Origin of the sequence: Paenibacillus sp. J5C2022 (genome assembly GCF_025567625.1) — a bacterium.
In the GTDB taxonomy this organism is placed as follows: domain Bacteria; phylum Bacillota; class Bacilli; order Paenibacillales; family Paenibacillaceae; genus Pristimantibacillus.
Window position 1 is genome coordinate 184,482 of sequence record NZ_JAOQJC010000003.1, and the last position, 14,014, is coordinate 198,495.

The following is a 14,014-nucleotide window of genomic DNA, read 5'->3' on the forward strand; positions in this document are numbered from 1 at the left end:
TCTCAGCTTCCTCCACCCGTTATTGCACGAAAAAAACCTATAGAGGTCTGAGTTTACCTTCTTAACCCCTTTACATATTCACCGGGCGTAATTCCAGTCCGCTTCTTGAAGATGCGAAAAAAGTAATGCTGGCTGTTGAAGCCGCATAGCTTCGCAATATCTTGAATCTCCTTGCCTTCCTCTAAGAATGATTTGGCCTGCTCCAGGCGAAAAGCAGTCAAGTAGTCTGAAAAACCGACCTTCATCTCATTTTTGAACAGGGTGCTCAAGTAAGCGCTGCTGATGCCAATATGCTCGGCGGTATGAGACAAGGATATATCATTCATATAATGCTGTCGTATAAATCGAAGCGCCTGATTCGTGTATGGTGAATAGAGCTTGTCATCCTCTTCGCGGGTCTCGTGAAAATAACGTTGAAACAGCGATTCGAACCAGTTCTTCAATTCATCCAGTGTCTGGAATCCGCCCAAAATGTCGTGCGGCAGCTCTTCGCTGCTATAGAGCAAAGAGAGCTGCACTTCCTTTTCCTTGCATACACGGTGCAGCAGCCCTAATAAATCATTGAAGATGAGTTGCGAACTGTTCATGCTAAGTGATCGTTGCTTAATAGCGGTAAAAATATGGGCCAGATCCTCCTTAACGGCGGAGATGTTGCCGGCTCTGATAGCGGAAAGCAGCCTTTTCTCCAGCTGTATATCCAGTCCGCATATGACGACTTCTTCCACAGATGACGATTCCCCAGTCAGGATCAGGCTCTTCCCCTTGTAGAACCGCTTCCTTAATTGCTCCTCCGCCTTCTTGTAGCTAGCTGGAATATCCTCAATGCCCCTGCACAATTCGCCAATACTGAGGCTGACGGACATATTCAAGTAGGTCTTCAAACAATTCGCGATTCGGCCGGCGGCACCGTTAACGATGTCTCTCATCTGGCCTTCACTGCGGAGATGCGGGAGCGAGAAGAGAAGGACGAACCGGTCGTCTCTTACATGACAGACTGCCCCATTGCCGATCTCATGCAAAATCTCTTCAACCATATTTACAACCGAAAACTGCTCCAGTTCCAAAGCCTTCATCGTCTTCGTTCGCTCACGGGTGGAGTAGTCATCGATGGATAAAATAACGGGAACGAAACGCTTTTTGCCCAGCTTCAAATTCAGCATCCCGATATGCATGTCCAGCTCCGCCTCGCTGTATGTGAACCCTGCGATCAGTTGCACGATGAACCCCCTCTTCAAGGCTAGCAGATGATTGGCGTTTGGACTCATGCTCTCGGCATCCTCCGAATGAGCTTGCAGCCACTCTCTAACCCCGGCTAGCGCAACCGTAAGCTCCTCTTCATTCAATCTGTGCTTTAGCAAATATTCAGAAGCACCGTTCTGCAAAGCGCCCTTCACATAGTCGAAATCATCATAATTGCTTAGCATGATCATTCGGGTGCCTGGATAGCGTCTTGCCATCTCGCCGCTTAATTGAACACCGTCCATCCCGGGCATGCGAATGTCCGAGATGAGCAGATGGGGACGATGCCGCTCGACAAGCTGCAGCGCTTCCGTGCCGCTGGACGCTTCCCCACATATGGAGAAGCCATGCTGCTCCCAATTCAACAACAGCTTGAGAGAAGTCCGAACAAGCAGCTCATCGTCAGCCAGCAGCACTTTATACATAACGAAGCACATCCTTCTCGGTTAGTATGGGGATCGTTATTTCCACGGTTGTGAATCGCTTCTCCTCACTCCATACATTCAAGCCATACGGTGCGCCGAAGATTGATTCAATTCGTTGCTGGACATTGCGCAGACCGATACCGATATACCTGCCTTCCTGCTTATCGGCAAGCAATGTCTTCAGCCTGGAAGCGCTAATGCCGATTCCGTTATCCTGTACGCGCAGCACCAATCGATGCTCGCTCCGATAGATTTTCAGTCCAATCATGCCCCGGCCTGGAAGAGGCGAGATGCCGTGTAACAGCGCATTTTCCACGATAGGTTGCAGGAGCATCTTCGGTATCATCCACTCTTCCGCTCCAGCTTCGAGACTGTAATGCACATCGAATTTGTCGTTATAGCGATAATGCTGGATGTTGATATAACTCTTCAAATATTCCATCTCCTCCCGGATCGAAATGAAGGAGCGGTCATCCATCTGACCGTGCATTAAAGTCGACAGGGATTCCGCAACGAGCTTAATATTATCCGCCCCTTGCAGCATCGACAAGAACTTGATCGTATTCAGTGTGTTGTGCAGAAAATGGGGATTAATCTGTGCTTGAAGCGCCCGAATTTCCGCTTTGCTTCGCTTGCGCTCGGTTGCCTGAACCTCAGCGATCAGCTTCTGAATCCTTATCGTCATCGCATTGAACTGCTTATAGATTTGGCCAATCTCGTCATTTGATTGAATGCGAATCTTCATATCCACATTATCCTTGCCGATTCCTCTCAGTGCACGCTGCAGCCGCAGCAGATTGCGGGTCATGAAATGAGTGACGGCAACGATGAGAACAACGGCCGCGGCACAGAATAATACAGATATGATCAACATCCGGTCCCGCGTCGAAGAGGAATTGGCCAACAATTCACGCTTGGGCATCAATATCATCGTCGTCCACTTTGTAAACGTTGAATTGTGATAAACAACGAACATATCTTCCCCTGACATATTCACATAATAGCTCCCACTGCTTTCCCTTGTTAGAGGAGCCATTAATCTCTTGAGCTGATCCGATGTCAGCTGGAGCTCCGATTCATTCAATACCAGCTGACGGGTATCGTTATTTACGATAACGACACTGCCCGAATTGAGCTTGTTCGTACTGAACTGCGCCTTGACCACATTGATGTCTATATCCGCAATAACAAATCCCGCTGCCAGCCCTTCATGCAAGATAGGACGAACGATGGAAATAATGCTGTCTTTGCCAGGGTTAGAGCTTGAGGGATGCTTGGTGTTATAATGGGGCGGCACGACGACCGCTTCAGAGCCGGATTGCTGCAGACGTTGAAACCAGGTATGCTGCTTCAAAAGTTCAAAAGGCGTGACAATGCCATAATCGATCGTATGTCCTTGCAAATCGGATACCGTCAAGCCCTTCAATCCATGCTTGAACACGGCCAAGTTCACCATATGGGCTTGTATCTCGCGTTCAATCGCGATAAGTTTCTCTTTATCCGTCGTCTCGTACGCCGCTACATAGGTTGCGATAAGAGAATCCATATAATCGCCGGTGTTCACGGCCAGGCTAGCTACGATTTTATCAATGTCTCTTAACGTTGTCTCCAAATTATCATTGGAGACGCTGATCATAGACGCGATGAACTTACTGGCTTCCTTCTCCGCATCAGATGTTGAGCTGGAGTACCATATGTATACGGTTACAGACAGAAATAAGATGAACAATAGCATAATGGCGGCGGCAAGTTTTACTTTGATGCTGACGTATCGGAATGGAATAAGGCTCTTCACAGTCATACACCGCCCCTTTGCTTTAAGTTTATTAATAAAAATACAGCGTTTCGAAAAAAAGTGCAATCCTTAGCCTTGGTCTCTCTTGATATGATAGCATCAGTCACTTATTCAAAAACATTAGGGGGTAAAGCAATGCGGCTCAAGTTTAGAATGATTTCGATTCTCCTGCTTGCGGTGGTTATGGTATTTGCGGCAACCGCTTGCGGATCGGAAAACAACGCTACGAATTCGAAGGGGAATAACACGGATGGAACGAAAACGCCGGGCAATAAGGAAACTCCACCTAAACAAGCAGAAATCAAAACCTTGACTCTGTTAATGTTCACTGATTGGTACACGCCCGGCTGGCAAGCTCTCGAAGCGCACATAAACGATAATGCGGAGCAGGTCGGATTCAAACTGGATATTCAAAAAATCGCCGGAGGCAGCCAAGGCGAGCAAATCTTAAAGACGAAGATCGCTACTGATGACCTGCCTGATCTTCTGCAAAATTTCGGTCCCGGCTGGATGGACATGAACGCCAACGCTCTTGATAAGCTGGTCGACCTTACAGGCTTGACCAGTCTGCAGGAATACGAAGAGAAGGCAATGGATGGCGTTTATAAATATAAAGGCAGCTATTATGCCGTGCCGATAGACACGACCACGCTGATGGGCGTCTTCTATAACAAAAAAGTGTTCCAAGAGCTGAACCTGCAAGTGCCGACGACCTGGACAGAATTCCTCCAGCTTGCGGAAACGGTGAAAGCGGCAGGCAAAACGCCAATTTACTACGCGGGCAAAGACACTTGGACCTTGACATTCCTGCCTCACTTCGGCTTCTCGCAGGAAATTATGCGATCCGGCAAATCGTTCCCGGACTTCTGGACAGAAATGAATACAAATAAAAACCAATACAAGAACTTGTCGCTCTTTATGGACTCCATTGAAAAATCCAAAGAGATTATCGACAAAGAATATGTCAATGAATCGTATTTGTCGGACACCTACGACGGTGCTCAAGGAGCGCTCGTAGATGGCTCGGCGGCGATGCATGCGAACGGCACCTGGTTTATGGGCGAAATCATGAAGAAGTACCCGGAAGAGGTAGATAACATCGGCGCATTTCCATTCCCGATCTCCGAGGACGGTAATAATTACGTGAATATTTCTCCTCCTGCATCCTTGTCGGTAACGACCTCCGCCAAAGATGTCGAATTGGCCAAACAGGCGGTGAATTACATCGCTTCCGCGGAAGCGCAGCAGATATATGCCGACGCGCAGCCAGGCATATATCTGAACACAAAGGTTAACGCGAAGCTGGCGCCAGCAATCGCAGACCTGGATCAGGCATTGAAGAACGGCAAGGGCATTCTCCATTGGCAAGGCAACGGCGAACTGTATTCCTATGGCGCATTCGATAAGTTCATGCAGGATTATTACGTCGGAGGAAAATCGCTCGAGCAGGTTGTCGAAGCATTGGATGAAGAGACAGCCAAAAATGCCAAAGCAAAGGGCGATACAAAATGGCCTTAATCATCTAGCCTGTACATCAACAGCCCCTCTCCCCATATGCAGGGAAAGGGGCTCAACTACAAACGGAGTGAGAAACCATGCGCAAATGGAGCCAAAATCGCTACACCTATATGCTGGTCATGCCCGGCCTAATCTTGTATGTGCTGTTCTTTGTCATCCCGTCGCTGCTTGGCGTCGTATTATCCTTTACTCATATTAGTCAATTCTCATTCCAGGCAATCCGATTCGCGGGTTGGATCAATTATGTTCATGTACTGACTGACTCTTATTTGAATGCCGCGATACGAAACTCATTTATTTTCGCCTTTGCATCCACGGTGCTCAAAGTAGTCATCGGCATGGGGCTTGCCGTATTCCTCAATCAGCAGTTAAGAATGAAAAGCTACTTGCGAACCGTCTTCTTCCTTCCGGCCATTCTGAGCACGGTCGCCGTAGGCGTTTTTTTCACATCCGCCATGCATCCCACCACCGGTATGATCAACAACTTTCTAACCTATATCGGATTGGACGCGCTCACTCAGCACTGGCTGACGGATCGGCAACTGGCGATCTACTCCCTTGTCATGATTGAGACCTGGAAGTGGGCTGGCTTTACGATGGCGATTATATTGGCCGGATTGCAATCTATATCAAAGGACTACTACGAGTCCGCTGAGCTAGAAGGCGCCTCGAGTCTTCAGAAGTTCAAGCATATTACGTTCCCCCTCATCATGCCGTACTTCAATAATGCCCTGATCATTAATCTAATTGGCGGATTGAAGGTATTCGATCTTGTGCAGGCCGTAACACAAGGCGGTCCCGGATCCGCGACGGAAGTATTCGGCACGCTCGTATTCAAGGCGTTCGGCAGCGGCAGACTCGGAGAAGGAGCAGCCGCCAGCATATTATTATCGCTGATCGTCATCGCCATCGTCATCCCTACCTGGAAAGCAATCGCTCGCAAGGAGGTGGAGGTATGAACCGCGGTGTCAAATTTTTATGGGAGCTGCTTGCTTGCGCGCTCAGCTTGCTTATCGTCATTCCGCTTTATTTTATCGTGGTCAACTCCTTCAAGAATAAGGCAGAAGCAGCGGAAATGTCGCTGGCTCTCCCTAAACAGTGGTTTATTCTGGATAATTACAGCCAAATGGTAGAGATTGGAGGCGTGTTGATGGGGCTCTGGAACAGCACGATCATCACCGTCTCTACAGTATTGCTGCTAATTATACTCAGCGCGATGACGGCTTTCACTTTGCAGAGAAAGAATACGGCGATGTCGGGTTTTCTGTATGTCTTAATCCTGTTAGGCCTTATGGTTCCTCTACAGATCATTCCGGCATACTTCATAACGTATTACTTGTCGATCAAGACATATGCGGCAGCCATCATTATGCTTGTTGTCACAAACCTATCATTTGGCGTTTTCCTGTACACCGGTTTTTTCAAAAGCATTCCGCGGGAAATTGACGAGGCCGCCGTTATCGACGGAGCCGGTCCCTTGCGTTTATTCTTCAGCGTCATATTCCCGTTAATACGGCCCGTCACCGTCACGTTAATAATTATTACGTTCATGAACGCATGGAACGACTTTGGAATCACCATCTACTTCCTGAACAATCCAAGCAACTATACCGTGACACTGACGATCTTCAACTTTATGGGCACATACAGCTCGGATTGGCATTTGATTTTCTCCAATGTGGTGCTAGTCTCCTTGCCGGTTGTCATCGTGTATCTGGTCTTGCAGAAGCATATTATCGACGGCATGACGGCAGGCTCGGTGAAGGGATAATTCGCAATATGGAGCAATAATAAGCTCTGCATTAAGCAATGAGAACGAAGCGAGGTGAGATGAATGGAAGCGACAAAACAATGGCTGTCTACGGAAGATATCCGCATACGGGATCCCTTCATTCTGACGGCGGTCACTGATGAGCATTCCTTCTATTATATGTACGGAACGACGGACGACAATCCGTGGGCTGGACCGGGCGCGGGCTTCGACGCTTATCGCAGCCGCGATCTGCGGCACTGGGAAGGCCCATTCCCCGTATTCAGGGTGGCTACAGGCTCCGGCTCCAACGCTAGCTTCTGGGGGAAGGAGAACTTCTGGGCGCCGGAGGTTCATCGGTTGGATGGCCAATATTACATGCTGGCCAGCTTCAAGGCCCCCGGCTATTGCCGCGGCACGCAGCTGCTTGCAGCCAATCATCCGCTTGGGCCATTCCAGCCGTTGACGAACGAACCGTTAACCCCTCCCGATTGGGAGTGTCTCGACGGAACATTGTATCAAGATGATGAAGGTCAGCGATGGATCGTATTCTGCCGCGAATGGCTGGAAGTCGTTGACGGCGAAATGTACGCGCGGCGTCTCAAGCCGGATATGACGGGAACGCTCGGGGAGCCGTACCGGCTGTTCTCGGCTTCGGAAGCGCCATGGACTATTCTGCAAGGAAACGATACTCATCAGGGCTATGTCACGGACGGCCCGTTCTTGTTCTCGCCACGGTCAGGCGAGCTATGGATGATATGGTCCAGCTATGGAGAAGAAGGATACGCGATGGGGCTCGCCCGATCGCAATCCGGCGGCATTCTTGGACCATGGAAGCAAGAGAATGAGCCATTCTTCCGCAAGGACGGGGGGCATGGCATGCTGTTCCGCACCTGGGAAGGCCAACTTGCGTTAACCCTTCATTGTCCCAATGACACACCGCGGGAACGAGCTCAATTCCATTCTATTTCTATTGAACAAGACCGCTTTATAATAGAAAGGAGACATTTATGATGAACACCAAACTGGCTCGACAAAGAATCGCATTCCTGCTTGCCAGCTTATTGATTCTCGGCTCGGTCGTCTTCATAGGTCCGGACACTACATCAGCCAGCGGTACTGTCACCACCTATTCGGCGCCTTCAGGCGCTCCCGTCTCTGCCGATTTCGGCCTCAGTGCACAGGGATCGCCCGTTGATTTATACGATGCCGGCGACAATCCTTGGGGCACCCCCGTCACATACGGCTACTTCGAATTATCGGGAGGCGCAGTGAACGTGAGCATTAACGTCAATTTCCCGTTCACCACATACAAGCTGATTCCCGATTCGCTTGGCATAAGCTCCACCCGTTCAGGAAGCACCATCAGTTTCACCTTGCATGAACCGACCCATGTCACCTTGGTATTGGATGAGAACTATCAAGGAAAGGTGTTGCATCTATTCGCGGAAACCCCCGATACGAATGTTCCTTCTGCCAGCGACCCGGATGTGCTATATTACGGACCGGGCTACCACGACGAATCGGGCAGCCCCATCATGCTCACCAGCGGCCAGACACTGTATATAGCAGGCGGAGCAATTCTGCGCGCGCGGGTCATTGTGAAGGACGCGACCAATGTAACTATTCGCGGTCGAGGAATCTTGCTGAATGACTATCACAGCAACGACACGTATGACGATGTAGCGTTAGTACTGAAGAACAGCTCTAATGTACAGATCAAGGATGTCATTCTCAATCGCAATTACGGCGTGTGGACGGCTTTCATGCAAGGCTGCCATAATATTACCGTTCAAAATTACAAAGTGGTCAGTCCTCGCTATGCCAGCACGGATGGCTTCAATATCATTAACAGTCATGACGTTCTCTTCGATAATGTATTTATCCGCTCCAGCGACGATGCCGTATCCATTAAAGGCTATACAAATCAAGGCTATCATTCCTATATTGATCCCGCGACAATGGCACCCAACTATAACATTACCTACAAAAACTCACAGTTGTGGAGCGATGCCAACAACGTCATTGGCGTAGGACAGGAAACGCTAGCCTCCTACTACAACAATATCTTGTTCCAAAATATCGATATACTCCATCATTACGACGACAAAACCTATCCAGACGAGTTGACGGAACGGTCAGCCATTAATATTGTCATGCTGAACGGCACCGTTATGAAAAACATTACCTTCAAGGATATTCGCGTAGAGAAGGCCAAACGCCTCATTAACATCGATATTCGCGACAGCTTCTGGTTCGGCTCCATTCAAGGCAATCAGGCCTGGCCAGGATATATCGAGAACATTACGTACGACAATATTACGTCGACCTCGGATGGCAGCAACGAAATCCGCATGGCCGGCTGGAACCAATCCAAAAATATTCGGGGCGTAGAGCTTCGCAATATCCAGATCAACGGCCAATACGTAGAGAATTGGAATGATCCCCATTTCAATGTTAACGCTTATACAAGCGATGTCACCTTAATCAGTCCGACTGGTACGGAATGGCTTCCCCGCGGTCCACTGGGAGAAGGTGTCAACGGCGACTCCATCCATACGTACAAGGCCGCACGGGACTACTCTGTCCTTCAGGATACGAACGGGTGGCACTACAGAACCTGGGCCGCAGGCATCGGTTTTCAGGATATGGCTTGGAACCCCGATGGCAGCCACTACTGGAGAGGGACGAACACATGGGATTCCTTGTGGGCAGTGCCGGAACACATCCTCGTCCATCCTGATCAGAACCAAGTTCTGCTCGAATGGACAGCCCCGATGCACGGCTTAGTGAATGTGAGCGGCATTGTCAAGAAGTGGGATACGGCTGGCGGGGATGGCGTGCTGGTTAGCATCTGGAACAACAACACCAACGTTTGGCCAGGCAATGGAGGATGGCAAAATATAGCCTATGACGATTCCGCCGGTGCGACCTACGATGTAACTACCTATGTGTCCGAAGGCGATGTTATCTCCTTCCGCCTAGATCCCGGCAACACAATCGCATACGATACTACAGCATGGAGTCCGGTCATCACGTATCCTTATTGAAATCAATCCCAGCTACACTAGCTAACAGAGGTGCATAACATGTTCAAGCTATTCGAAAATACGTATCAACTTACTTTGCCTGGCGCTCGATTAACCATTCAGGATCAACGACTGGAGATTGAGGCAGGAGAAAGCATGGCTACTCTGCATCTAAACCCCATTATTGACGGCTGCGAGCGTCACGTGAAGGAATGGTTTCTTGACAGTGATGGCGTTACATTGGTTGGGGCTTTAGACGGGAGCAGCGATAATGTCAAGCTTACCGTTCAAGGCTCCTCCCTTTCCTATTCCATCGACGGCAGGTGCGATATCACAAAAGAGATCATTTATTTCGCGAATTCGCAGTTAACCGATCATGTCGTGCGCGGATTTCTTCCCGATGCTTACAATCGAGTATTCTTGCCAGAAGAGTCCGTTACCTTCTCTTACAGCGCAACGGCCAAGGAATCGCAATTCGATCGCCAATTAAACTATATATGGATGACATGCCCTGCTCCTAAAGCGCTTTCGTTCTGCAACAAGTGGAGCAGGGATAGCGGGAATTGGTGGGGGCTGATGATCCCCGATCCCCTCCCGCTTTACGAAGTCGTTGGAGACTTCCGGCAAGGAGCGTTCCAGTTGGCCTTTACCCATTTCGACGGAACCTGCTACGAGGGGCGATATCCACGCGCAACTTTTCATTTCGGCTTGGATGATGAGAATGGCATTTTGGATCCCTATGTGGATTACTATCGTCAGAATGGTTATTTGGACGAGCAGAAGAAAAGCTGGGACTGGTGGAGCAAACCGTTGTTCTGTACATGGGGCCAACAGGAATATATGGAGAACAGCTTTGGATTCGATGACAATCCCCTGACAGCGAGCGCCTTGACGCAATGGACCGACAAGCTGGCGCTCAGCACCGGTTCGCGTGAATTCAACATTATTATCGATGCGTTATGGTTCGACCACTTCGGAGATTATCACGCCCACTGGGGTCGATTCGGCGGCAACGCAGGCTTGCGACAATGGATTGACCGTATGAAGGAGCTGGGACATCGCGTTATTCTATGGTATACCCCCTTATGGGTTACAACAGAATCTCGCATTGTTGCCGAGAACCCGCACTATTTGGTTCGTGACCTGAGCGGCGAGCCTGCAAAAGTGACCAATACCGAAATATTCGATCATCTCTACCTGCTGGATTGCTCCAGAGCCGACGTTCAGGCACATATGAAAGAAACGATTAGGCGCATGCTCTCGTCCGATGCTGACTGCCTGAATGCGGACGGCTTCAAGATCGATATGAACTATTACGGTCCGGTTGCCGGCAAGCATCAAATTCACAGCAAAGAATGGGGAATCGGCGAGCTGCTATGGTATAATCTGGTGAAATTCATCCATGCCGAGTCGATCCGTCATAAAGAGGATGCGTTCCTAACGCTTAGCGGAGCTGAACCCTATCTGCAAAAGGTTGCTCCGGTTCAGCGGCTAAACGATCTGTTCCCCGTTCACCAGGAATCCCCGGCAATGTGGTATAAACGCGCAGAGCTGGTGAAGCGAATGCTGCCCGGCGTGCTCATTGATGTAGACGGCTGGCCCAACTCCCGCATTCGAGCCGCGGAATACAGCATTGTGTCGGCAGCATTCGGCATACCCGTCACTTATCATGTCGATGGATTTGATACAAAAGAGAAGCTGGGGGAATCCGATTACAATCGGCTGCGTGCCATATGGAACGCCTATCGGCACGCACCGATCCGATCAGACATGGAGATTACCATTGACAGCCAGCACCAGAGATATTTCCGAACCTATACTTCCGGCCCCCTGTCCGGATTCTATTCCGCTCTAAGCTTGCATGGTCGGGTTCTTGCCGCGTACAGGGAGGACAGCGCCATAATCGCCGCCATATCGGATATGGCAATAGAGATCCCCTTGCCTCCACGTATCCAATTAGAGGGCATCTATAAAGGCGTAGAGAAGGACTTGCTGGCTATTCCTTTTCAGTACAATGAAGAGGATCATACGGTTATCTTCAAAGTCGAAGATTGCAGCAAAGGATTAATGGGTTATACGATTTCGTACAAGCTTCAGTGAAGCAGCAAATGTCCCTCTCGATGGCGCCAAGGACATCGGGAGGGACAATTTATTGCCGCAAACGAATATATCCGCTGTAGCGTTCAGATATTCATATTGGCGTTCATTGGATATCCACTGCTTTTCCTTCTGCAGCACTTCAGCTAACTGGATTATATGTCATTAATGAGGCTATATCGTCTATCTCGCACGCAACAAATGGATTAAGTGCAGTTGAATCAGACTAGATCGCACAAAATGGCAATAATCGCTGAAATAAACAGCATGAAATCCAGTTAGACTAGTACATCATCAGTCTTAGTCTCTGTCTTTGAATCGATAAAGGCCTCACGATATGCAAACTTTCCATTCATTTCAGCAGTTTCCGTGTTGAACGATATCGCTTATAGCATCTCCGGCGATCACGAGATCCGCCCCCCACTCTACGCGATTGTCGCTGATCAGCACATCCGAGCTTGCGGTGAATGAGCAGTTCGGCGTTTCCCTGGCGGCCTCTATTCTCGATCCTGCTCGAACCGCGTTGCCGGAAAATCGAAATCCATCCACCGCATGCGCGCGTACAAGCGTACCGTGGGCCGCTTCAATGCTATTATGCTCGACCCGGATATTGCGATGATATCTTGCCTGTGGATTGACAGTCGTATCGATTTGCGGGCTAATGTGAATAATCGGGCCATAGATATCCTTGAACACGTTATGCCTGATGCACACGTCTTCCACCTTGTCGGCCTCCCACCATAAGCCGGCATCCCCTCCAAAGGATAATCCTGCGAACGAAGAGCATTCGAAATGATTATGTTCAATTAGAACCGGCTGATGCGTCTGGAGAAGTATGCATCTCGCTCTATTGTTCCGTACGGTGCAGCGCCGCATCTCTACCTTCGGCTGCCATGTCAGATTATCCGCGGCAGAATCAGGCTTTGCCAGCTTGTCCACAGGCTGCCGGAACGTGATGGTGAAATATTCGGAATTATAACTAGCCGTCTCTTCCACATCCAATACGGCATATGCTTGAAGATCGTCCCGCGTGAACAGGCGAACCTGATCTCCCGCATCCGCGAATGGGAGTCCGGCCTGCTGCTTGTGCATGAAGCGGCAAAGAAGCGAATGCGTACCCACCGTCTTTTCCACACGCACATAACTCCCATGAATGTTCGTGGCATCGTCCAGCATATTTTCGAAAAAGCAATCTTCGAAAGCGATTTTGCCTTTGCACATATTGAAATGAGTGGCATCGGCGGTCGTTGAGCATTTTCTCCGACTGTCCGGAGGAAGTCTTACTTCGAATTGCTTGAGCGTCACATTCTCGCAGCGCTGCCCGATCAGACCCATCCCACCCGCATGATGGACGGTCACCTGTTCGACTCTAAGATCGCTGCTCGCCGACAATACAATTGCCGGCGAGGTCCGGTTCGGCTCTTTCTTGCCTTTAACTACTAATGTCATCCCGGGCGACGGCAGCTCGGAGCAAGCATGATAGAAACGGACGACTCCCGGTCTTAGTTCTTCGGCTTTAGGCTGCGGTTCGAGCTGGTATTTCCCTTCCTGATAGACCGGCCTGCCCGTTCGCTCGTCGAACCACATGTTCCAGTGAATATTCTGCTCCCATGTTACGTCTGTCAGGAGCGGCGCAGGCCATTGTTTCCAATGGTCTGCGCCAGGCGCCGGCTTGCCGCGAAAGATCAACTCTTCCTTGCGAATCTCATACGCGCATTCGTCCAGTACCCGAAGGTCGAAGCTGCCTTCTTCCGGATGTGAGGCCACGACCGTTCCTTGGAAGAAAAACGGCTTCTCCCAATCCAATCGAAAATTGCGTAGCGTGATATGCCGGCAACGCGTAATGAAAAAAGGAACCATCAAGCCTTCACACACGAACAAAGAATCGTTGGCGTCCAATTCGAAATGCTCGAATTCATCGAGCAGGAAGGCGATCCGCTTCATTCCCGCGTCGTTGTTCGAAATATAGCAATGCCTCTCCTGCGCGAAGTCGGGCTTCAGCGCATAGGTCCCGGAGGCGATATCGAGCCTCGCAGCCCCAAGCCGCTTCGCGTCGTCCAGCGCGCGCCGCAATGCCGGCACGGCGTCTTCACCATCCCTCAATCCATAAGTTGCCTCGTTAACCTCTATCGTCATGCGAGTCAACTTGCACTCTCCCCCC

General features: G+C 49.9%; 9 protein-coding genes. 6 read left to right on the top strand and 3 right to left on the bottom strand.

Features of this window, described 5'->3' with window-relative positions:
• Positions 1–53: 53 nt before the first annotated feature.
• Both M6D81_RS03905 and M6D81_RS03910 read right to left on the bottom strand, forming a co-directional pair.
• Complete coding sequence (locus M6D81_RS03905; protein ID WP_262675505.1) at positions 54–1,664, bottom strand: response regulator; 1,611 nt, start codon at positions 1,662–1,664, stop codon at positions 54–56.
• The gene (locus M6D81_RS03910) at positions 1,657–3,465 is read right to left on the bottom strand and encodes a cache domain-containing sensor histidine kinase (protein ID WP_262675506.1); all 1,809 of its coding nucleotides are present in this window, start codon (positions 3,463–3,465) and stop codon (positions 1,657–1,659) included. Before M6D81_RS03910 ends, M6D81_RS03905 begins: the two co-directional genes overlap by 8 nt.
• A 129-nt stretch (positions 3,466–3,594) precedes the next feature.
• Between M6D81_RS03910 and M6D81_RS03915 the strand changes: the two genes are divergently transcribed.
• The 6 genes from M6D81_RS03915 (at position 3,595) to M6D81_RS03940 (ending at position 11,856) form a co-directional block, all read left to right on the top strand.
• Positions 3,595–4,977 (top strand): ABC transporter substrate-binding protein, encoded by a 1,383-nt coding sequence (locus M6D81_RS03915; RefSeq protein WP_262675507.1) that lies wholly within the window; start codon positions 3,595–3,597, stop codon positions 4,975–4,977.
• A gap of 77 nt (positions 4,978–5,054) precedes the next feature.
• The gene (locus M6D81_RS03920; protein ID WP_262675508.1) at positions 5,055–5,936 is read left to right on the top strand and encodes a carbohydrate ABC transporter permease; all 882 of its coding nucleotides are present in this window, start codon (positions 5,055–5,057) and stop codon (positions 5,934–5,936) included.
• A complete protein-coding gene (locus tag M6D81_RS03925; RefSeq protein ID WP_262675509.1) occupies positions 5,933–6,748 on the top strand; it encodes a carbohydrate ABC transporter permease in 816 nt (271 codons plus the stop codon). Before M6D81_RS03920 ends, M6D81_RS03925 begins: the two co-directional genes overlap by 4 nt.
• Positions 6,749–6,811: 63 nt before the next feature.
• Entirely contained in the window at positions 6,812–7,741 is a 930-nt protein-coding gene (locus M6D81_RS03930) for a glycoside hydrolase family 43 protein (RefSeq protein ID WP_262675510.1), read from the top strand.
• Positions 7,738–9,777 (top strand): glycosyl hydrolase family 28 protein, encoded by a 2,040-nt coding sequence (locus M6D81_RS03935; protein WP_262675511.1) that lies wholly within the window; start codon positions 7,738–7,740, stop codon positions 9,775–9,777. The genes M6D81_RS03930 and M6D81_RS03935 overlap by 4 nt, the downstream gene beginning before the upstream one ends.
• A 39-nt stretch (positions 9,778–9,816) precedes the next feature.
• Positions 9,817–11,856 (top strand): alpha-amylase family protein, encoded by a 2,040-nt coding sequence (locus tag M6D81_RS03940; protein WP_262675512.1) that lies wholly within the window; start codon positions 9,817–9,819, stop codon positions 11,854–11,856.
• Positions 11,857–12,210: 354 nt separating this feature from the next.
• Here the strand turns inward: M6D81_RS03940 and M6D81_RS03945 are convergent, their stop codons facing one another.
• Entirely contained in the window at positions 12,211–13,989 is a 1,779-nt protein-coding gene (locus M6D81_RS03945) for an alpha-1,3-galactosidase-related protein (protein WP_486187828.1), read from the bottom strand.
• Positions 13,990–14,014: the final 25 nt, after the last annotated feature.

Excerpts from the sequence above, each read along its gene's own strand:
- M6D81_RS03905 (WP_262675505.1), bottom strand. The coding sequence starts at position 1,664 with ATGTATAAAGTGCTGCTGGCTGACGATGAGCTGCTTGTTCGGACTTCT.
- M6D81_RS03910 (WP_262675506.1), bottom strand. The coding sequence starts at position 3,465 with ATGACTGTGAAGAGCCTTATTCCATTCCGATACGTCAGCATCAAAGTA.
- M6D81_RS03915 (WP_262675507.1), top strand. The coding sequence starts at position 3,595 with ATGCGGCTCAAGTTTAGAATGATTTCGATTCTCCTGCTTGCGGTGGTT.
- M6D81_RS03920 (WP_262675508.1), top strand. The coding sequence starts at position 5,055 with ATGCGCAAATGGAGCCAAAATCGCTACACCTATATGCTGGTCATGCCC.
- M6D81_RS03925 (WP_262675509.1), top strand. The coding sequence starts at position 5,933 with ATGAACCGCGGTGTCAAATTTTTATGGGAGCTGCTTGCTTGCGCGCTC.
- M6D81_RS03930 (WP_262675510.1), top strand. The coding sequence starts at position 6,812 with ATGGAAGCGACAAAACAATGGCTGTCTACGGAAGATATCCGCATACGG.
- M6D81_RS03935 (WP_262675511.1), top strand. The coding sequence starts at position 7,738 with ATGATGAACACCAAACTGGCTCGACAAAGAATCGCATTCCTGCTTGCC.
- M6D81_RS03940 (WP_262675512.1), top strand. The coding sequence starts at position 9,817 with ATGTTCAAGCTATTCGAAAATACGTATCAACTTACTTTGCCTGGCGCT.
- M6D81_RS03945 (WP_486187828.1), bottom strand. The coding sequence starts at position 13,989 with ATGACGATAGAGGTTAACGAGGCAACTTATGGATTGAGGGATGGTGAA.